Genomic DNA, 18,763 nt, shown 5'->3' on the forward strand with positions numbered 1-18,763 from the left:
GCGGAAAATAGTCGGCGAAAGGCGCCCGGGTCCAGCGATCCTCCATGCTACTTTGGGCACGGACGATCTCAGCCATTGGGCCTATATGCCACCCGCGACCTGCTGCGGCATTGCTTGCTTCAGGGACATGGCACGCGACGAAGGGTTGTCCATGACCCGTCGCGCAAGATCAGCCGACAATAGCGAGAACGAACCCCATGAGGAGGAAAGCGCCCAGCCAGTGGATGCCGTTGATCAAGGTGAGCTTGCGCGAGCGGGCCTCGAAGGAGTGATCGACGACGATGGCGGCCAGGACAAATCCGGCCCAGGCGAGCACGGCATTGATCAAGGCGCTCTGAAGGTCGTCGCCGATATGGGCGTTGAGCCCCGACAGCATGCCGGCCATGACCACGAAGGCCACGAAGACGACGACGAGAGGGCCGGCTTTCAAAGCGGGACGGCCTCTGTAGCCGGCAGCCGTCATCCAGGACTTCTCGAAGAGACGGTGCCAGACGAAGCTGAAGATGAAGGCGACGAGTGCTGCGAGAAGGATGGCGATAGGACTGACGGCGGACATGCCCATGATCGGCTGACTCCAGAATTTTGGATTGAGAGCGGTCTGAAAGATCACAAAGAGGCCGGGATCGGCCGCAGAACGTGATTGGTTCTGATCAAACCAGCGGAGCCGGGCTTCGTTTCGAACCCGGCGCAAAGACCGGCGATCAGCGGTCCGACTGCCGGTCACGGCCCTCGCTCGGCACGGCCTCGTCCATCGGCATGACTTCGGCGATCACCTCGTCGCCTTCGCTGCCGGTGACATGGTCACCGCCCGCGGGCCCGCCCAGCATGTCCTCCACATAGAGATTGCGGACGAAAACCAGGAGCACGGCCACCAACGGCACCGCAAAGACGATGCCGAGCGTGCCGAGAAGGACGCCAAAGACGATCTGGGCGCCGATCGTTAGGACTGGAGGCAGGGCGCTGGTGTAGCGCTGGGCGATCGGCTGGGAGAGATTGCTTTCCACCGTCTGGACGAGGGCATAGACGCCGACACCCCAGAGCGCCATCGACATGGATTCCGACATGCCGACGAGCACGATGGGGATGCCAGCGATGAAGGGGCCGAGTGTCGGGATGAAGGCAAGGAGCCCGGCCTGGAACGCCAGGAGAAAGGCGCTGGGCATGCCCACGAGAACGAGGCCGATCCAGGTGACGACAAAGACCGTCGCCATCGAGATGCCGGTGCCGCAGACCCAGAGGATCAGCTCTTCGGCCGCCCATTTGATCGTCTCGGCGATGCGCGGCCGCAGCGGCTTGGGAAACAGGCTGACGAGGCCGCGCGCATAAAGCTCCGGCTGAGCGATGAGAAACAGCGCGACAGCGACGACAACGAAGACATTGCCGAGCCCGCCGAGTACCGAGAAGACCGCTTGGGAGGCCGACGAGAAGATGCCGGAGGGATCGGGAAGAAGCGCCTGGATGCCCGGCTCGTCCTTAGACCCCGCCGCGACGTGAAGGCCGGCTTCGCGCAGCATGTCCGCGAGCGAGTTCAACTCACTGCGAAGCTGCTCCCACAGCATATTGAAGTCGCTGACGAGTTTCACGCCGCCATAGAAGATCGCTCCGACGATCGCGGCGAAGAACAGGATGACGACGATGGTCGCTGCCAAGCCTCGCCGCATTCCGGCCCATTGCAGCGGCCGGGCAAGCGCCGTGAAGATCGCGGCCAGGAGTGCGCCGCCGAAAATCAGAAGGACCGCTGGCGCGGCAAGCCAAAGAACGACCAGAAGTCCGACGATCATCGATGCCGTCAGCGACACCACGGCCGTCTTGCGTGCCAGTTCGAGATTGTCTGTCGAATTCATGCGTCACCCTCTCCGCTCTCTTCAAAGGAGCGGGAGCGAAAATGGTTGCGCTTAAGACCGTTAGGCGACGAAGGGCGTTCGACCACCCCCTATCCAATACGCAAGGGACCCGCTATCCTGACGCAAGGGCAGCAGAGGATTCACCCCCTCTTGACTCTGTGATTTCTCGAAAGGCATCGTCATGAACGGTCTTGCGCGTGCATGCTGGCTCGGCGCTGCGATCTATGCGGCGGCGGGTATGATATTCGGTATCGTCATGTCGGCGAGCGGCGATCATTCGCTCGCCGCCGCCCACGGCCATCTGAACCTGCTCGGCTGGGTGTCTTTGGCCCTTTACGGCAGTTTCTACAGCCTGTTTCCGGTCGCAGCTTCCGGCTGGCTCGCCCGCAGCCAGGTCGTGGCCGCCCATGTCGGCGTCCTCGTCCTGACGCCGGGGATCGTCCTTGCCATCGACGGCCGGACCGAAGCGCTTGCGAAGGCCGGTTCGATCATCATTCTCGCCTCCATGGTGCTTTTTGCGCTGGTCGTCGCACGGACCGGAACGCGAAAGCCTGCAACGACCATGAGTGCGGCGGAATGATCCAGTAATGCCGACGGGCGAGTGAAGTGGCCCCTCGGGTCGATCTACTTCCGGCGAAGGGTGCAGACGCCGCTCGGCCTGCCAGCGAACATTCGAAAGCGATGCTTTCATATGTCCGCTGGTATAAGAGAGGAGGTCTTCGCGTCAGCTTCGGCCGAAGGCCTTCATCCAGGAGAGGCTGTCTTCCGTCGGACCGCCCGGGCGATATTCGGCACCGAAGGCTCCTTCATAGCCGAGATTGCGAATCGCCGGCAGAAGCCGCTCATAGGCGAGTTCGCCCAAGTCGGGCGCCCCGCGCTCCGGCACGCCGGCAAATTGGACATGGCCGATGAGATCGCGATGGGCCTCGAAACGGCGCAGAAGATCGCCCTGATTGATCTGGACGTGATAGCAATCGAAGAGGATGCGGCAGTTGGGCTCCCCAACCTGCGTGACGATCTCGGCTGCCTGCTCGATCGTCGACAGAAAATAGCCTGGCGCATCGCGCCGGTTCATCGGCTCGATCAGGATCGCCATGTCGCGGCGTGACGCGCGCTTAGCGGCAAAGCGCAATGTTTCGACGAAACACGCCCTTGATACATCATTCGCCTCGATCCGCCCGGCCAGAACATGGACCCTCTTGGCGCCGATCGCAGCGCCATAGGCGATCGCCTCCTCGATCCCGGCACGGGCTTCAGCCTCCCGGCCCGGCAATGCAGCGAGACCGAAATCATCGAGATTCGGCCCCTTCCGTGCATTGATCGAGACCATCGCCAGCCCCGTCTCGCCGAGCGCCGCGCAAACATCCGCGATCGGCTCATCATAGGGCCAATGACATTCGATGGCGTCGAAGCCGGCGCGGCCGGCGCGGTGGATCGCTTCGGCCAATGGCAGATCGGCCCAGAGAAATCCGAGATTGGCGGACAGGCGGAGCCGGGTCGGCCCGCTCATTGGGCGGTTTCGCGAGCGCCGAAGATCGCCGTCCCGACCCGCACGCTGGTCGCTCCGAAGGCGATCGCGGTCTCGTAATCGCCGCTCATGCCCATGGAGAGCTTCTCTACGCGGGCCTCCTTGGCGAGCTTGGCGAGGAGCGCGAAATGGGGGCCGGGATTGTCCTCGAAGGGCGGAATGCACATCAGGCCTTCTATGGTAAGGCCATGCTCGCTGCGGCAGCGCTCGACGAAGGCGACGGCGTCCTTCGGCGCAATTCCGGCCTTTTGCTCCTCTTCGCCGGTGTTCACCTGCACATAGAGGCGCGGTGCCCGCCCCTGTTTCGCGACCTCCTTGGCGATTTCGCGTGCGATCTTCTCCCGATCGACACTTTCGATCACATCGAACAGGGCCACCGCTTCGCCGGTCTTGTTGGATTGCAGGGGGCCGATCAGACGCAATTCGATATCGTCATAGCGCTCGCGGATCGAGGGCCATTTACCCTTCGCCTCCTGCACCTTGTTCTCTCCGAAGACGCGCTGCCCCGCTTCGATGACAGGCAGGATCGCCTCCTCGCCATGGGTTTTTGAGACGGCGACGAGCGTGACCTCCTCGGGCGAGCGATTGGCTTCGCGAACGGCCTTGTCGATGGCCTCGCGGACTTCGTTGTATTGTTCGGAAACGGACATCGCCTGACCTGATGATGCGGGATTAATTGACGGTCTCTGTCGGCGTGTCTCGCCCATGCGCCTTCAACTCATCAAGCGCCATCTGCGCCTTCTCGGTGGATGCATAGGGCGTGGATTGAAAAAGGAGTTCACTGCCTCGCAGGAAACGCACGACATATTCGCCGGCAGGATCGCGGTAAATCTGGAACTTATAAGATCCGGACAGATCGCCGTCTGGATCAGTGGCTTGCCCATCGTCGCCAGCCTGCCAGAACGAATCATCCAGTTCAGCGATGTCGGTATAATCGATCGCCTCACGCTGGTCGTCCAGGCGCGCGAGTTCGGCACGCTCTTCGCCGGTCAGAGCCGGAGGGCTTTCCAGATCAAGCCGTTTTCGGACGGTCGCCATGTCGCCTCCGTTCGCGTTCGTTCGCCTTCCGGGCTGATATAATACGTATCGTTCGTCCGCGCATGGTGTAGACGACGACGAACAAACGATGCTCGATCAATCCGGCGGTGACGAAGCGCTCCTCGCCATACGCGTTCTGCTGATCGAGCTTTGTGACACGATCTGCGTCCAGGAAGAGTCGCATGGCGAGATCGAAGCCGATACCGTGCTTGCTCCGATTGAGCGCCTCCTTTGCGTCGTCCCACTCGAACTCCTGCTCCATGGCATCGATCCTAAAGCCAGCTTGAAATGCGTGCAATCGACAGAGAGGTTTGCACCGGTCGCCTTTCGCATCGGAGCGGCTCGCAGAAGACGATGTTCAGCGTGTGTTGGTTGACGGCCTCCGAGAAGCCGTGTTGAACGGCGGGAAAACCTTTCGGCCATTCCCGGCCCGCTGCCCGAGCGACGAAACACTCCGATTCATGACCACCGAACGCTACAATCCCCGCGCCGTCGAACCCCGTTGGCAAAAAGCCTGGGACGAGGCCGACCTCTACAAGACCGAGACCGACGCGCCGGGCGAGAAATACTACGTCCTGGAGATGTTCCCTTATCCATCGGGGCGCATTCATATGGGCCATGTGCGCAACTATGCGATGGGCGACGTCGTCGCCCGCTATAAGCGCGCCAAGGGCTTTAACGTCCTGCATCCGATGGGCTGGGACGCTTTCGGTATGCCGGCGGAAAACGCGGCGATGCAGAACAAGGTCCATCCGGCCAAATGGACCTATGAGAATATCGACACGATGCGCGCCCAGCTGAAATCAATGGGCCTGTCGCTCGACTGGTCCCGTGAGTTCGCCACCTGCGACGTCGACTATTACCATCGCCAGCAGATGCTCTTCCTCGACATGCTGGAGAAGGGTCTCGCCTATCGCAAGAAGTCGAAGGTCAATTGGGACCCGGTCGACATGACCGTCCTCGCCAACGAGCAGGTCATCGACGGCAAGGGCTGGCGCTCGGGCGCCGAGGTCGAGAGCCGCGAACTTGTCCAGTGGTTCTTCAAGATCACCGATTACGCCGAGGATCTCCTCGCCGCTCTCGACCAGCTGCCGAACTGGCCGGACAAGGTCCGGCTGATGCAGAAGAACTGGATCGGCAAGTCCGAAGGCCTGATGGTCCGCTGGCAGCTGGCCGCCGAAACGGCGCCCGCTGATATGAGCGAGCTGACCGTCTTCACGACGCGGCCCGACACGCTCTTCGGCGCGTCCTTCCTAGCGGTCGCGGCCGACCATCCGCTCGCCGCAAAAGCCGCCGAGAGCGATCCCGCACTCCAGGCCTTCATCGAAGAATGCCGGCGCACAGGCACCAGCGCCGAGGCGCTGGAGACCGCCGAGAAGAAGGGCTATCGCACGCCGATCATGGCGGTCCATCCCTTCGACCCGGACTGGAAACTGCCGGTCTATGTGGCGAATTTCGTACTGATGGAATACGGCACCGGCGCGATCTTCGGCTGTCCGGCCCATGACCAGCGCGATCTCGATTTCGCCCGCAAATACGACCTACCGGTCACGCCCGTCGTCCTGCCGCCCAAGGAAGACCCGACCGCCTTCTCGATCTATTCGGAAGCCTATGACGGGGAAGGCACGCTCTATAATTCGCGTTTTCTCGACGGCATGGCGCCGGCCGAGGGCTTCGAGGCCGTCGCCAAGCGGCTGGAGCACACCGATCTTGCCGGCAGCCCCCAAGGCGAGCGCAAGGTCAATTTCCGCCTGCGCGACTGGGGCGTGTCGCGCCAGCGCTATTGGGGCTGCCCGATCCCGGTTCTCCATTGCGAGAGCTGCGGCGTCGTGCCGGAAGCGCGCGAGAATCTGCCCGTCAAGCTGCCCGACGACATCGATTTCGAAAAGCCGGGCAATCCGCTCGATCGCCATCCCACATGGCGGCAGGCCAAATGCCCGAAATGCGGCGGGGAAGCGCGCCGCGAGACCGACACGATGGACACCTTCGTCGATTCGTCCTGGTATTTCGCCCGCTTCACCGCGCCGAAAGCCGACGAGCCGACCGATCCCCAGGCCGCCAATGCCTGGCTGCCGGTCGATCAATATATCGGCGGCATCGAGCATGCGATCCTGCATCTTCTTTATTCGCGCTTCTTCGTGCGGGCGATGAAGGCTTGCGGTCATCTCGATCTCGACGAGCCCTTCAAGGGCCTGTTCACCCAGGGCATGGTCGTTCACGAGACCTATCGGGACGGGCGCGAATGGGTGTCGCCGGCCGATGTCGCAATCACCGAGGCCGAGGGCAAGCGCAGCGCGAAGCGCCTGTCGACAGGCTCCGAGATCGCCATTGGCGGCATCGAGAAGATGTCGAAGTCGAAGAAGAACGTGGTCGACCCCGACGACATCATCGCCTCCTATGGCGCCGACACGGCCCGCTGGTTCATGCTGTCCGATTCGCCGCCCGACCGCGACGTAATCTGGACCGAGGCCGGCGTCGAGGGTGCCTTCCGCTTCGTCCAGCGTCTGTGGCGTGTCCTCGGCGAGGCCGCGCCGCATGTGGCGGGCGCCGACGCCGCCGCGATCAGCGACAACGAAGCGGCAATGGCGCTGCGCAAGGTCGCCCATCGCACGGCGGCAGGCGTTGCGGAGGATATCGAGCGTCTCGGCTTCAACAAGGCGATCGCCCGCATCCATGAATTCGTCAACGGGCTGGCGACCCATCTGGCTGGCCTGTCCGCCGACAGCGATCCCAGCCTGAAGGCAGCGGGCCACGAGGCCCTGACCATCCTCGTCAAGCTGATCGCGCCGATGATGCCGCATCTGGCCCAGGAATGCTGGCAGGTGCTCGGCCATGACGGCTTCGTCGCCGCGAAGGGCTGGCCGGCGATCGACGAGAGCCTGCTTGTCGACGAAGAGGTCACACTGCCGATCCAGATCAACGGCAAGAAGCGCGGCGACTTGACCGTTCCGGCGGCGGCCAGCAAAGCTGACATCGAAAAGGCGGCGCTCGAAAGCGACGTCGTCCAGCGTGCGCTCGCCGGCGGCGAGCCGAAGCGGCTGATCGTCGTGCCGGGGAGAATCGTGAATGTCGTGGTCTAGAGCGCCGGGCGAGAACGTGGAAACCGGCCTGTCGGCGGCCCGGTGCTTCGGCAAGACGAGCGGGACCAACAGGCACCGCCGCCGGTTAGGCGTATGGAGCGACGGCGCCGCGCGGCTCGGGCTCATCCTCGCCCTGTCGCTTAGTGCCGCAAGTCTGGCCGGCTGCACCGCCGGCCCGCTCTATGGCGGCGTGGCGCCGGACGGCCAGTCTGCCGAGACCCTGCGCGATCTCCGCGGCCGCATCGCCGTGAGCGAGGCGAACACGCGGACCGCCCAGATCGTTCGCAATCCGCTGCTCCTCCGGCTCAATGCGGGCGCGCCCGTCAGCGATCCGGTCTATGAAGTGCGCCTGACTGTCAATGGCGCCGAGCGCGGCATCTCGATCGAGTCCACCGGCGTCCCGGTCTCGGCGATCTACGTGCTGACGGTCAACTACCAGCTGGTTCGCCTGTCGGACAATCAGGTCGTCGACAGCGGCATGCGCCAGGTCCCCGTGCCCTTCGATCGCACGGCGCAGCTCTTCCAGAGCCAGCGCGCGCTTTTGAACGCGCGCGAACAGGCGGGCAAGGAAGCGGCGGCGCAGCTGGAACTCGCCATCGCCACCGCGCTTCAGCGCGCCGGTTGACGGCGAGCCGCATAGGCCAACGCGATCTCAGGTGAGGCATGGCGCAGAAGAAGGCTGGGGAAGTCGACGCGTTTCTGTCGCGTCCCGACTTCTCCTTCCCCATCATTCTTCTCTACGGACCGGATCCCGGCCTCGTCTCCGAGCGGGCCGAGGCGATCGCGGAGAAGTCGGGCGTCGATCGCAGCGATCCCTTCGCCTCGGTCCTCCTCGCCGCCGACGAGATCGAGAAGGATGTCGGTCGTCTTTATGATGAGGCCCTGACCGTTTCGATGTTCGGCGGGCAGCGCCTCGTACGCGTTCGCGGCGCCGGCGGTGGCAAGAATCTGGCCGAGGCCGTCGCGAGCCTTGCGGACAAACGTCTGGAAGGGGCCTTGATGATCGTCGAAGCCGGCGATCTGAAGAAGAGCGCGCCCCTTCGCACCAGCGTCGAACGCTCGAAATACGCGATCGCCCTCCCCTGCTATCAAGACGAGGCGCGAGCCCTCGATCGGATGATCGACGAGGAGATGGCATCGGCCGGCCTTTCTCTCGATCGCGACGCTCGGGAGGAGCTGAAGTCCCGGCTCGGCGCCAATCGCCTTGCCTCGCGCGGCGAGATCCGCAAGCTCTGCCTTTATGCCTATGGGATGGAGCGGATCGAAACCGAGGATGTGGCGGCCATCGTCGGCGACGTCTCGGCCGATGCCGTGGACGAGGCGATCGACGCGGCGATCAGCGGCGAGGTGAAGAAGCTTCCCGGCCTGATCGACCGGCTGGTCGAGGCGGGGACAGCCGTCTTCCAATTGCAGCAAAGCCTGTTGCGAACGATCCAGCAGCTTCAGGCAATGCGCGAGATCGTCGAGCGCCAGGGCGAGCCCGTCGGCCGGGTGGTCGAGCGACGGCGCCCTCATTTCCGGCGCAAGGCGGCCTTGGAAACGGCGCTATCGGCCTGGCCACTCGATGCCCTCGCACGGGTCGGCCGTCGGATCGAGGCCGATATTCTGACGAGCCGCAAGGAAAGCGCCATGGCGCTGACAGTGACGCGCCAAATGATGCTCTCGATCGCCGTCGAGGCGGCTCGGCATCGGCGGCGCTAGAGCATGACGCGACAAAACAAAAGCGAAGAGCAAAATGGCGATCCCGATTTATCGCATTTCGCTCGAAGGCCACGCTCCTGAGCGTGGCGGGTGGACGCCTCCGTTGGCTTCGGTCTCGCCGACGCTCACGTCCAGAATACCGTGATAGATTTCGGTGAATGGAAGCATGACGCCAATTGCCGTGAGAGCGATCTCATCTTCGCGCGATTGAAGAAACTGTGTTGTCCAAGAGCTGTCCTGATCCGGTCGCGAAATGTGTAGGACGCCAAGCTCTTCGACTTCGACGATTACGATATGTCTCAAGCTTGCCAGACGTCGATATTCCTCGAGCTTGATCACTCGGTCGAAATACCGCGTCGGTCTTGAAAGCATTTCGAACACGACCTTCGGCTCTGCAACGAGATGGAAGCTGTGGTCAGCTGCTCCGCATTCGACACCGATATCCGCCCGGCGAATCTGCCCCGAAATCGTCTCGATGGCAGCAGCGGTCGTGAAAGGCCGGCAGGGTCTTCCCTTCAGGCGGCTCCTGAGCGCGGTGAGACTATTGCCGATAGCCTGATCGTGGCGCTTCGAGGCGCAGGTCGTCATCCTGACCGGAAGTCCGTCGACAAGCTCGTAAAGCTCCTCCTGGCGCTCCTGCCAGGCAAAGAAGTCGCCCAAGCTCCAGGGACGCATATCCGCTGCGCTCATCGTCGTCGGCTCCCTCTTTCGCGCCCATCCGGCGCGGCTATCGCCATCTTGGCCCTGCCCTGTCCGGCCGGCAAGGTCTTCGCCGTGACGGGGCGAGAGGCCGGCCAGCGACATTTGCGCGACAAACCCCGCTCTGCCCGGTTTCCTCTCCGCCATCCGATGCTGTAGAGCCAGTCCCAAACAACCATTCGAAGGCAGGTCCATGACCCAGCATCGCGACATCAAGAAAGTCGTTCTCGCCTATTCCGGCGGGCTCGACACCTCGATCATCCTCAAATGGCTGCAGACCGAGTTCGGCGCCGAGGTGGTGACCTTCACCGCCGATCTCGGCCAGGGCGAGGAGCTGACCCCGGCGCGTGAAAAGGCCGAACGGGCTGGCGTCAAGGACATCCGGATCGTCGACGTGCGCGAGGAGTTCTGCCGGGACTTCGTCTTTCCGATGTTCCGGGCCAATGCCGTCTATGAGGGCACCTATCTTCTCGGCACCTCGATCGCCCGGCCGCTGATTTCGAAGCACCTCGTCGACATTGCCCGCGAGACCGGCGCCGACGCCATCGCCCATGGCGCGACCGGCAAGGGCAACGATCAGGTGCGCTTCGAACTCTCCGCCTATGCGCTCGCGCCGGATATCAAGGTCATCGCCCCCTGGCGGGACTGGACCTTCAAATCGCGCACCGAGCTTCTCGACTTTGCCGAGAAGAACCAGATCACGGTGACGAAGGACAAGCGCGGCGAGGCGCCCTTCTCGGTCGATGCCAACCTTTTGCATTCCTCTTCCGAGGGCAAGGTGCTGGAGGACCCGAACGAGACGCCGCCGCCTTACGTCTTCATGCGCACCCTCTCGCCGGAAGAGGCGCCCGACAAGGCGACGATCATCACGATCGGCTTCGAAAAGGGCGATCCGGTCTCGATCGACGGCAAAGCGATGAAACCCCATGAGCTTCTCGCAGCGCTCAACGATCTCGGCCGCGACAACGGCATCGGCCGGCTCGATCTCGTGGAGAACCGCTTCGTCGGCATGAAGTCGCGCGGCATCTATGAGACGCCGGGCGGCACGATTCTCCTGGCCGCCCACCGGGCCATCGAATCGATCACCCTCGATCGCGGCGCCATGCATCTGAAGGATCAGCTGATGCCGCAATATGCGGAGCTGATCTATAACGGCTTCTGGTTCTCGCCCGAGCGCGAAATGCTCCAGGCGGCGATCGACAAGAGCCAGGAGCATGTGGAGGGCTCAGTCCGCCTCAAGCTCTATAAGGGCAATGTGATCGTCGAAGGCCGCGAGAGCGCCAAATCGCTTTATAACGACGCCCTTGTTACCTTCGAGGACGATCACGGCGCCTATGACCAGAAGGACGCCGCCGGCTTCATCCGCCTGAACGCCCTGCGGCTGCGCACCCTCGCCAAGCGCGATCGCTGATCGCTTTAGGCCGTAGTTCAAAACCACGAAAAAGCCGCCGGATCACTGAAGATCCGGCGGCTTTCTTTTCGTCATCGGACATCTCGATAGGATCGCCCGATGCCTTTGATTACGAACGCTTACTGGATGACGAAGATGCCGTCGTCGATCTGATTGTCGATCAGCCCGACGAATTCGGAGGATTGCGCGAAGCCGAGGAGAAGGTCGGCCGTCGACAGGCCATTGTCGAGCGCCGCCTTCCAGAAGGCCTCGCCTTCCGCATCGCCCGTACGGCCGAGAATGTTGCCGAAGAAGCCGTCGACAAGCGCATCGTCCGTCGGGTTCGCCCCATAGGTGTCGATGAACTCGGCCGATTGGGTGAAGAATTCGGCAACGGTCTCCAAAGACACGCCGCTCTCATTGGCATCGACCCAGAAGCTGATGCCCGTCAGATCCGGCGTGCGACCGAAGATGGAGCCATAAAGCCCATAAATGGTCGCCGCTTCCGGGCTGTCATTGCGCTCCAGCGTCAGATCACCGAACTGCAGAACCTCCACATTCGACAGATCGATCACCTCGGACGGATCGCTGGCGAGGGCGAGCGCGAAGCCGCCTTCGGTCGGGGTCAGCACATAATCCGAATAGGCATTCGGCAGGCTGACACGGTCGATGCCCGCCCCGCCATCGATCGAACCCGGGAAGGTCGGGTTCTCGAAGACGTCGCCGCCATCCGTGCCCGTATCGATCACCGGATCGCTGCCGCCGCCGGTGACGCCGTCACCGCCGCCAGAATTGCCGCCGTCACCCGTACCGATCAGCGAGACGACATCGTCACGCAAAGCGAGGTTCTGGATCCGGATGTCGCCCAGCGGCCCCTGATCCGCGACCGAATAGGGCGTCTCCAGATAGTTGTCATGAAGATACTCGGCGAAGGCATCCTGTTCGGTGCCGTCGAAAGCGAAGGTCGCATCGCCCGTCGTCATGTCGTCGGCATTGCCGTCGCCGTCGAGATCGATGAGATCCACGCGATTGACAGCGTCTCCCGTCGGGAAGGGATAGTTGTCCCCGCCGCCGGCCAGGAAGCCGAGCGTCACGACCCGGAAGGACTGGCCGGGATCACCGGCGATCTCGCCATCGACGACGAGATTGGCGATGGCGTCGCCATTTTCATCGACGATCGCCGCATTCACGATGCGATCACCCGCCTCGCGCGTCGGATCGAAAGACATCTCGATACCGGCAACCTGGGCGAATTGGCCCGCGACACCCGGCAGCCCGGCAACGCCGTGTTCGAGGACGGCCACAAGCTCCGCCCGGGTCAGGGTCACGAGGCTCAGCGAGTTGTTGAAGGCCAGCGCACCCTGAATGTCGGTCTGGGAAATGCCGCCTTCCGGCTTGATGATGTTGCCCTCGCCGTCGACGAGAGGCTCATTCGCCGTCCGCACGGCTTCGGTGCCACCGGCCGGAACGACGGTCTCGCCGATCGAGGCCCGGATGCCGCCGCCATTCTTGATCGAGACCAGAACCGGCGCCTCTTCGCCGAGTTTCTGTGCCATCTCATTGGCATAAGCGAGATTGGCGTCCGCCGTCAGGTCGCCGAGATTGGTTTCCTGGGTCCGCACCCCGTCCGGATCGGTGGCCGAACCGGTTCCGGAGCGGTTGCCGTTCAGGAAGACGTCGGAGAGACCGAAGACATTGCTCTCGGTCGCGATGATCTGCTCTTCCATCTGATCGATGATCGTCTGGATTTCCGGATCGACCATGTTTTCCGCGCCGAGGGCTGCGACGCCCTGATCGTCCGTTGCGTAAGCGCCGGAAATCTCTTCGTCATAGCTATCCGTGACGAGATGACCATTCTCGTCGAAGTCGATCACCAGGCGGCCGACATATTGGTATTGACCGTCCGTATTGACGACGGCGATCGGATGGCCCTTGGCATCGGTGGTGAAGAACGGATATTGACCCTGGCTGCTCTGGTCGTCGCGCGGCCGGTCGTTGTCATCGAGAAGGCGCGTGTCCGATCCGCCGGCGATGATGATGTCGACGTCATGCAAGCGGGTGGCCAGCGCTTCCTCGATGGAAATCTGCTGCATATGCGAGGTCAGGATCACCTTATCCATTTGCGGATTGGCTTCGAGCAGTGCGTCGACCTCCGTCTGGATCACGGCCGCCAATGCGTCGAGCTGTTCCGGCGTCGGCGTATTATCGAAGTCTTCCGGCAGGATGCCGACACCACCCGTCGAGGAGATGGAGCCGAGGATCGGAGTGGTCGCGCCGACGACGCCGATTTTCTCGCCATTGACATCGATGACGACCGAGGACGTCACGACATTGCCTTGCGGAGCCTGGCCGCCCGCCACTTCGAGCGGCGCGAGGTCTTCGTCGGTCGAGAAGACGAGGTTGGAGGAGAGATAGGGGAAGGCGGTCCCAGCAAAATCCTTGCCGAGGATCATGCCGCCGGCGGACGTGCCTTCTCCGGCCGACCCCGAGATCAGGCCCGCGAGAGCCTTGGTGCCATAGTCGAAGTCGTGATTGCCGAGCGCGCTCGCCTGAATGCCGAGTTCGTTCTGGATCTGGATATCGGCGATGCCTGCCGCGCCGTAAAGAGCCGCGGAAGCATTGCCGAAGACCCCCGGAATGAAGAGATCGCCCGAGGAGATCGTCAGCGTGTTGTCGGCCATGCCGTCATTACCGAGATCCTGCCCGCGCAGCGCATTGAGCACGGCCGACAGGTTCGGCGCATCCTCGATCGCGTTGGTCGCACCCTCCTGATCGGAGAAATGCAGGAGTTCGAGCGTGAAGGGCTCGGGTTCGGCGACAGTCGCTTCGTAGATCGAAAGCGTTTTACTGCCTTCGTTCGGCGAGACGTAGAGCGCTTTGCCGGTTGGTGAATCGGCGGCCGAAATCACCAGCGTTCCCTCCGGTTCCTCGTCGCCCTCCGTCGTCGCCGCCGTCGTATAGGTGACATTGGTCGGATCGGTCACGTCGAAGACCAGCGACAGGTTCGAGCGCTCCAGGCCCACGAAAGCGTAGGAACGGCCGCCGATCTCGGCGACGGTGACGCCCTCGGGCTCGGGGCCCTTCTTGCCGGAGCGACCGTCATCGAAAAGATCGGGGAACTCGCTCGCCACAATCCGCTCGATCGCATCGCCGCTGTCGAAGATCATCTTGCCATTGGCGTCGAGGATCGAGAAGGACCGGGCGCCATAGGTCAGGATCTGGTCCACATCGCCGTCGCCATCTGTATCGCCGTCGAGCAATGCGGCGTTGGAGACGTTCAGGCGACCGAGGTCGGCGTCCTGTTTCAGCTCCGTGGCATTCGGATAGGTGTCCGAGTCCAGCTTATAGTCGTCGTTCTTCAGACGGATCGTCTCTTCGTTTGGCAGGAAATCGTCCCGATCGTCGCCTTCATTGGCCGTGACGAAATAGACTTTGCCATCCCCCGCCGTGTAGCTCGAGATCGCATCGGGCATGAACTGGCCGATGACCGGATTGTCCGTCGTGAGATTGATCGCTTCCTCGCCACCGGCGCCATCCCGGTCGGAGAAATCGGCGAGGAGATTGGCGAAGGACTTGCCGCCGAGCGGAACGATTTCGGTAACGGCTGCCGACTCGATGTCAACGATGGCGACCGCATTGGCTTCCTGCAGCGTGACCAGCGCCTTGGTGCCATCCGGCGTGACGGCGATATATTCGGGCTCGACATCGTCCGAGACGCTCTGACCTTCGAAGATGCGGACGCCTTCGGCGCGCAGGGCGTTCTCCTGGCCGTCGAAGGCGGTGAAGTCCGCCGTCTCGACGGTGGCCTGATCGGCGCCGTTCGAAAGATCGATGATCGACACCGATCCCTTCGGATTAACCTCAAAGCCTTTGGAGGGCTCGCCCTCGTTGGCGACCAAGACCTTCATTCCGTCCGGGGTGAAGGTCAGCATGTCCGGCAGGCTGCCGACGGTGACAGAACCGAGAACCGCACCATCCTTGTCGAGGAAGACGACCTGTCCCGCATCGGTCTTGTTGGCGGCCGGCAGAGCGACGGCGATGATTCCGTTCTTGGCCGCGACCGAAGTGATGTCGGTCGTCGTGAAGTTGTTGCCTGTGCTCGGATCCGTCACCGTCTTCAGGTCGACGGTGCGGCTAAGGCTCGGCGCCTTTGGATCGGAAATATCGAGATACTGGAGTCCGTCCGACGAGGTGACAAGCAGCTGCTTGCTACCCGCGTCATACGCAGCGATCTCCGCGCCGGAGAGCTTGGTCTGCGACAGGGAATCCAGTTCGATATTCTTCGTCGGCACGATCTGCCCGTCGAAGCTCGGGCCGTTATAGACCGAGACGTTCAGCGGAGTCTCCGAATTGGAAAGGTCCAGACCGACGATCAGAGGATCATGATCGGACGAACGATAGGGATCGTTCTTATAGAGATCGCTCTGCTGCTCCTCTGACTTGTAATTGGTGTTGTAGTCGAGGACCGACGCTTCGTCGGCATTGATATGCCAGCTTGCCGCCCCCGTAACCTTGGTTGCGAGCGACGCGCTCGCCAGCGCGTGGTCGAGGCTGCCATAAGTCTGAACCTGCGGCACGCCATCCAAGGAGATGGGGAAGCCAAAGGAATAATCGTCCGAGGACAGAAGGCTCGTATAGTCGTCATCCGTGCCGGGCTTGTCATCCGCGCCGGCCTGGATGGCCTTGATCGGATCTTCCTTCAGATAGGAATTGAGATCGCCGATGATGAGGTTGTCGCCATTGCCCTCGCCGGTCGGGTCGTTCTTCAGCCAGTCGACCAGAGCCTCGGCGGCCTCTGTGCGCACATGGTTGTTGTTCGCTTGGCCGTCGCCAGTCGCCTCGTCCCCGTCGACGACAGAGCCTTTCGATTTCAGGTGGTTGATGGCGACGGTGATCTTCTCGCCACCGCTCTTCTGCTCGAAGGTCTGAGCCAGTGTCGGGCGCTGCGTGCCAACCGACTGGAAGCGATCGTCGACCGTCTCGTCGAGAAGGGCATAGTCGCCGATCGCGTCGACCGTGCCAGTGTTGTAAATGAAGCCGACCTTGATGGCATCGCCTTCGACAGGGTCGCCCATGGCACCCTGGATCGGTCCGGTCTTGACGTAGTCATAGACGGTCTCGCCGAGCCCGTTGAGCTTTGCGATGAGAGCGTCGAGCGCGCTGTCACCCTGTTGGCCGTTCTCGAGTTCGGTCAGGCCGAAGATATCGGCGCCGAGCTTGATCATGGCCGAAGCGAGCTTGTCGAGCTGGCGAACATACTCGTTATCATTTTCCGCTCCGCGCGGGTCCATATTGCCCGCAGGCCCGGTTTCCGCGCCATCGACATTGAGCGTTGTGAAGAAGTTCAGGACATTGAAAGAGGCGACTTTCAGCGTTCCTCCCACATCCGGCGCCTCTTCCGGGCGCGGGTTGTTGGAGACGAACTGGGGCTCTTCGGTCGGGATGAGACGGAAATTGGCGAATTCGAGCGGTTTCCCATCTCTATCCGTCTGGGTGTTTGCCGGCCGATAGGTCAACACACCTTGAAGGTCGCTGACTGTGTCGCCAGCCCTGAGTATCGGCCCCTCATCAGCATTGAGGCCGCCTTGCGGGTAGATCGGGTTTTTGTTTTGACCGCTAGACTTATAAAACGCGTCGTCGATCACCAGAGCCCGGGCCGCCGCATCCTGCTGGAACTGGGCGAAACCCTCAACGCTCGGATCATTGGTCTGAGTGAAGGTGGCAATCCGGCCGCCGGAGGTCAGTCCCACCTCGTTGTAGCGGCCAAGCGTGTAAAGATCGCCAACTGTCATGACCTCGGGGACCGTAACGAGCATGCCCTCATAGGCTTCGAGATCGGCGACCAACTGCCCGGCGTCGTTTTGGATGACATTGGTCGTTGGAAAAGCAATCGCGGCCGGCGTCACATCGCCCAAATGGTCGTTCGATCCATCGACAACCTCGACGCTCGACAAAGTGAGCTGCGTCTCACCATTGTACTCGGTAACAGTTCCGGTGACCTTGACCTTATCGCCAACTTTCACGTCGACGGAATTGCCGCCTTCGTAGACGAAGAGGCCCTCGGAGGTCGAAGCATCATTGTCGCTGTCGCTCGCTTCCTCCTGCAGGAAGAAACCGTTGTAGTCGCTGTCGGAGTTGCTCTGGAAATCGGCTGTGACGACCGCTTCAACGGTGACGGTGTCGCCCTTCATCGTCGACTCTGTGCCTGAGCCCTGAATCGCCGAGATTTTCGTGATCGCGATGTCGTCGGTCTCAATCGTTCCGGTCGCTTCGGCGTCCGCGATGGTCAATCCATCAGACGGATTCGAGAGCGTGACCGTGAAGGTCTCATTCGCCTCGATATCCGTATCGCCATTGATCGTAACCGAGATCGTTTTAGACGTTTCGTTCTCTGCGAACTCGATGGTTCCGGCAGCGCTCTGATAATCGCTGCCGGCCTCGGCCGTCCCATCAGACGTCGCATAGTCGACCGATGCGGCACCGGTGCCGTCACCGCGCGTGACCGTAAAGATAAGCGTCTTGGTTCCTTCGTCGCCCTCTACGATCGAAGCATCGGAGATAGAGACGGTGGCACCAGACGGTGCATCGCCGGCATTAATGACGATGTTGTCGATGCCTAGCTCATCACGACTCCCGCTGCCCGAGACATCATTGGATGAGAACTGGACATAGAAGGTGCTGCCAGCTTCGACCGAAGAGTCCAACGTGATGGTCTGAGTTTTCTCAATCGCTTGAACCCCCAAGTCGTCGGAGGCGGCAGCGGACGAGTAGCCCAGTCCAGCAACCGGCGTGAAACTCTTATTGGACGTAGAGACGGCGACATTCCAGCTGTTCGACCGATCCTGATCATTCAGCACGAGGAGGTCGTAGGACAGTGTGAAACTATTGATTGCCACGCCCGAGGTGTTCGTCACCGCGATCGTCACAGTTCCGGGCGTAAAGTCGCTGCCGCCGGGCTGGACCCAGAAAGCATAATCACCGTCGCCACGATTGATAGAGTAAACGCCGCCTGTAGAGACGTCTTCAGATGTTTCACCGCGCGCAAAATCGCCGCTCATCTTAGAAGCACCGAACGCAACATCTCCATCGCTGAAACCACTCACGGAAAAAACGTCACTATCCAATTGCCCGCTTGTCGGCTCAGCGGCAAAGCCCAGGCCCCGGAACGCATTAAAATTCTCTCGGAAAATCTCTGCCATGACACCTGCCCCTACGCGCGCGGCCTCGCGCTGTGGCGATGGCCGTCTTTGGTTACTTGATGACTTTCATGAGCGCGGCGTGGTTCGCGGAGAGACCGATGTCCCGCCGCAGGCCACGCGTTCGGCGGACTCCTGCCCAGGAGTCCTGACAGCCTGATGACAGTATGAAGAAAGTCTTAAGACGCCCTCAGAAGGTGCAATTTCCCGCAATCTGATGCGAGCCATTAATGACCAAAGGTAATTTCTATTTTTCTCGCATGTTTTTGAGATTTATCCTGATTTAA

The 18,763-nt window shown here is 61.9% G+C and carries 14 protein-coding genes; 6 read left to right on the plus strand and 8 right to left on the minus strand.

The genetic code is table 11. The annotated features are described in order from the left end of the window. Nucleotides 1-169: 169 nt before the first annotated feature. Both B9A15_RS11270 and B9A15_RS11275 read right to left on the minus strand, forming a co-directional pair. Complete coding sequence (locus tag B9A15_RS11270) at nucleotides 170-556, minus strand: DUF1761 domain-containing protein (protein WP_170923267.1); 387 nt, start codon at nucleotides 554-556, stop codon at nucleotides 170-172. Between the two features lie 145 nt (nucleotides 557-701). Further along, nucleotides 702-1,844, minus strand: a complete 1,143-nt coding sequence (locus B9A15_RS11275) for an AI-2E family transporter (RefSeq protein ID WP_084410189.1) — start codon at nucleotides 1,842-1,844, stop codon at nucleotides 702-704. Nucleotides 1,845-2,025: 181 nt separating this feature from the next. Between B9A15_RS11275 and B9A15_RS11280 the strand changes: the two genes are divergently transcribed. Further along, complete coding sequence (locus tag B9A15_RS11280) at nucleotides 2,026-2,424, plus strand: hypothetical protein (RefSeq protein ID WP_084410190.1); 399 nt, start codon at nucleotides 2,026-2,028, stop codon at nucleotides 2,422-2,424. 144 nt (nucleotides 2,425-2,568) lie between these two features. Here the strand turns inward: B9A15_RS11280 and B9A15_RS11285 are convergent, their stop codons facing one another. The 4 genes from B9A15_RS11285 to B9A15_RS11300 are packed head-to-tail and all read right to left on the minus strand — an operon-like array spanning nucleotide 2,569 to nucleotide 4,594. Next, complete coding sequence (locus B9A15_RS11285; RefSeq protein ID WP_084410191.1) at nucleotides 2,569-3,354, minus strand: hydroxypyruvate isomerase family protein; 786 nt, start codon at nucleotides 3,352-3,354, stop codon at nucleotides 2,569-2,571. After that, nucleotides 3,351-4,022 (minus strand): YggS family pyridoxal phosphate-dependent enzyme, encoded by a 672-nt coding sequence (locus B9A15_RS11290; protein ID WP_084410192.1) that lies wholly within the window; start codon nucleotides 4,020-4,022, stop codon nucleotides 3,351-3,353. Before B9A15_RS11290 ends, B9A15_RS11285 begins: the two co-directional genes overlap by 4 nt. Before the next feature lie 22 nt (nucleotides 4,023-4,044). Continuing rightward, nucleotides 4,045-4,410: a YegP family protein gene (locus B9A15_RS11295; RefSeq protein ID WP_084410193.1), complete on the minus strand. Its 366-nt coding sequence runs from the start codon at nucleotides 4,408-4,410 to the stop codon at nucleotides 4,045-4,047. Further along, nucleotides 4,385-4,594: a BrnT family toxin gene (locus tag B9A15_RS11300; RefSeq protein WP_244556916.1), complete on the minus strand. Its 210-nt coding sequence runs from the start codon at nucleotides 4,592-4,594 to the stop codon at nucleotides 4,385-4,387. Before B9A15_RS11300 ends, B9A15_RS11295 begins: the two co-directional genes overlap by 26 nt. Between B9A15_RS11300 and B9A15_RS23390 the strand changes: the two genes are divergently transcribed. The 4 genes from B9A15_RS23390 (at nucleotide 4,499) to holA (ending at nucleotide 9,191) form a co-directional block, all read left to right on the plus strand. Continuing rightward, nucleotides 4,499-4,786: a hypothetical protein gene (locus B9A15_RS23390; protein ID WP_244556919.1), complete on the plus strand. Its 288-nt coding sequence runs from the start codon at nucleotides 4,499-4,501 to the stop codon at nucleotides 4,784-4,786. The genes B9A15_RS11300 and B9A15_RS23390 overlap by 96 nt on opposite strands. Nucleotides 4,787-4,871: 85 nt before the next feature. Next, nucleotides 4,872-7,490 (plus strand): leucine--tRNA ligase, encoded by a 2,619-nt coding sequence (leuS, locus tag B9A15_RS11305; protein ID WP_084410195.1) that lies wholly within the window; start codon nucleotides 4,872-4,874, stop codon nucleotides 7,488-7,490. Next, complete coding sequence (locus B9A15_RS11310) at nucleotides 7,477-8,115, plus strand: hypothetical protein (protein WP_139798348.1); 639 nt, start codon at nucleotides 7,477-7,479, stop codon at nucleotides 8,113-8,115. The genes leuS and B9A15_RS11310 overlap by 14 nt, the downstream gene beginning before the upstream one ends. 38 nt (nucleotides 8,116-8,153) lie before the next feature. After that, entirely contained in the window at nucleotides 8,154-9,191 is a 1,038-nt protein-coding gene (gene holA, locus B9A15_RS11315; RefSeq protein ID WP_084410197.1) for a DNA polymerase III subunit delta, read from the plus strand. Nucleotides 9,192-9,239: 48 nt separating this feature from the next. Here the strand turns inward: holA and B9A15_RS11320 are convergent, their stop codons facing one another. Continuing rightward, complete coding sequence (locus tag B9A15_RS11320; protein ID WP_170923268.1) at nucleotides 9,240-9,881, minus strand: Uma2 family endonuclease; 642 nt, start codon at nucleotides 9,879-9,881, stop codon at nucleotides 9,240-9,242. A gap of 202 nt (nucleotides 9,882-10,083) precedes the next feature. Between B9A15_RS11320 and B9A15_RS11325 the strand changes: the two genes are divergently transcribed. Continuing rightward, nucleotides 10,084-11,301 carry an argininosuccinate synthase gene (locus tag B9A15_RS11325; RefSeq protein ID WP_084410198.1) on the plus strand — a complete coding sequence of 406 codons (1,218 nt, stop codon included), beginning with the start codon at nucleotides 10,084-10,086 and terminating at the stop codon, nucleotides 11,299-11,301. Between the two features lie 119 nt (nucleotides 11,302-11,420). Here the strand turns inward: B9A15_RS11325 and B9A15_RS11330 are convergent, their stop codons facing one another. Continuing rightward, a complete protein-coding gene (locus B9A15_RS11330; protein ID WP_170923269.1) occupies nucleotides 11,421-18,194 on the minus strand; it encodes an ExeM/NucH family extracellular endonuclease in 6,774 nt (2,257 codons plus the stop codon). Between the last annotated feature and the right edge of the window lie 569 nt (nucleotides 18,195-18,763).

Source organism: Fulvimarina manganoxydans (assembly GCF_900176465.1).
Taxonomy (GTDB): Bacteria; Pseudomonadota; Alphaproteobacteria; order Rhizobiales; family Rhizobiaceae; genus Fulvimarina; species Fulvimarina manganoxydans.

Excerpts from the sequence above, each read along its gene's own strand:
- B9A15_RS11290 (WP_084410192.1), bottom strand. The coding sequence starts at position 4,022 with ATGTCCGTTTCCGAACAATACAACGAAGTCCGCGAGGCCATCGACAAG.
- B9A15_RS11285 (WP_084410191.1), bottom strand. The coding sequence starts at position 3,354 with ATGAGCGGGCCGACCCGGCTCCGCCTGTCCGCCAATCTCGGATTTCTC.
- B9A15_RS11275 (WP_084410189.1), bottom strand. The coding sequence starts at position 1,844 with ATGAATTCGACAGACAATCTCGAACTGGCACGCAAGACGGCCGTGGTG.
- B9A15_RS11320 (WP_170923268.1), bottom strand. The coding sequence starts at position 9,881 with ATGAGCGCAGCGGATATGCGTCCCTGGAGCTTGGGCGACTTCTTTGCC.
- B9A15_RS11325 (WP_084410198.1), top strand. The coding sequence starts at position 10,084 with ATGACCCAGCATCGCGACATCAAGAAAGTCGTTCTCGCCTATTCCGGC.
- leuS (WP_084410195.1), top strand. The coding sequence starts at position 4,872 with ATGACCACCGAACGCTACAATCCCCGCGCCGTCGAACCCCGTTGGCAA.
- holA (WP_084410197.1), top strand. The coding sequence starts at position 8,154 with ATGGCGCAGAAGAAGGCTGGGGAAGTCGACGCGTTTCTGTCGCGTCCC.
- B9A15_RS11270 (WP_170923267.1), bottom strand. The coding sequence starts at position 556 with ATGTCCGCCGTCAGTCCTATCGCCATCCTTCTCGCAGCACTCGTCGCC.
- B9A15_RS11295 (WP_084410193.1), bottom strand. The coding sequence starts at position 4,410 with ATGGCGACCGTCCGAAAACGGCTTGATCTGGAAAGCCCTCCGGCTCTG.
- B9A15_RS11310 (WP_139798348.1), top strand. The coding sequence starts at position 7,477 with ATGTCGTGGTCTAGAGCGCCGGGCGAGAACGTGGAAACCGGCCTGTCG.
- B9A15_RS23390 (WP_244556919.1), top strand. The coding sequence starts at position 4,499 with ATGCTCGATCAATCCGGCGGTGACGAAGCGCTCCTCGCCATACGCGTT.
- B9A15_RS11280 (WP_084410190.1), top strand. The coding sequence starts at position 2,026 with ATGAACGGTCTTGCGCGTGCATGCTGGCTCGGCGCTGCGATCTATGCG.
- B9A15_RS11300 (WP_244556916.1), bottom strand. The coding sequence starts at position 4,594 with ATGCGACTCTTCCTGGACGCAGATCGTGTCACAAAGCTCGATCAGCAG.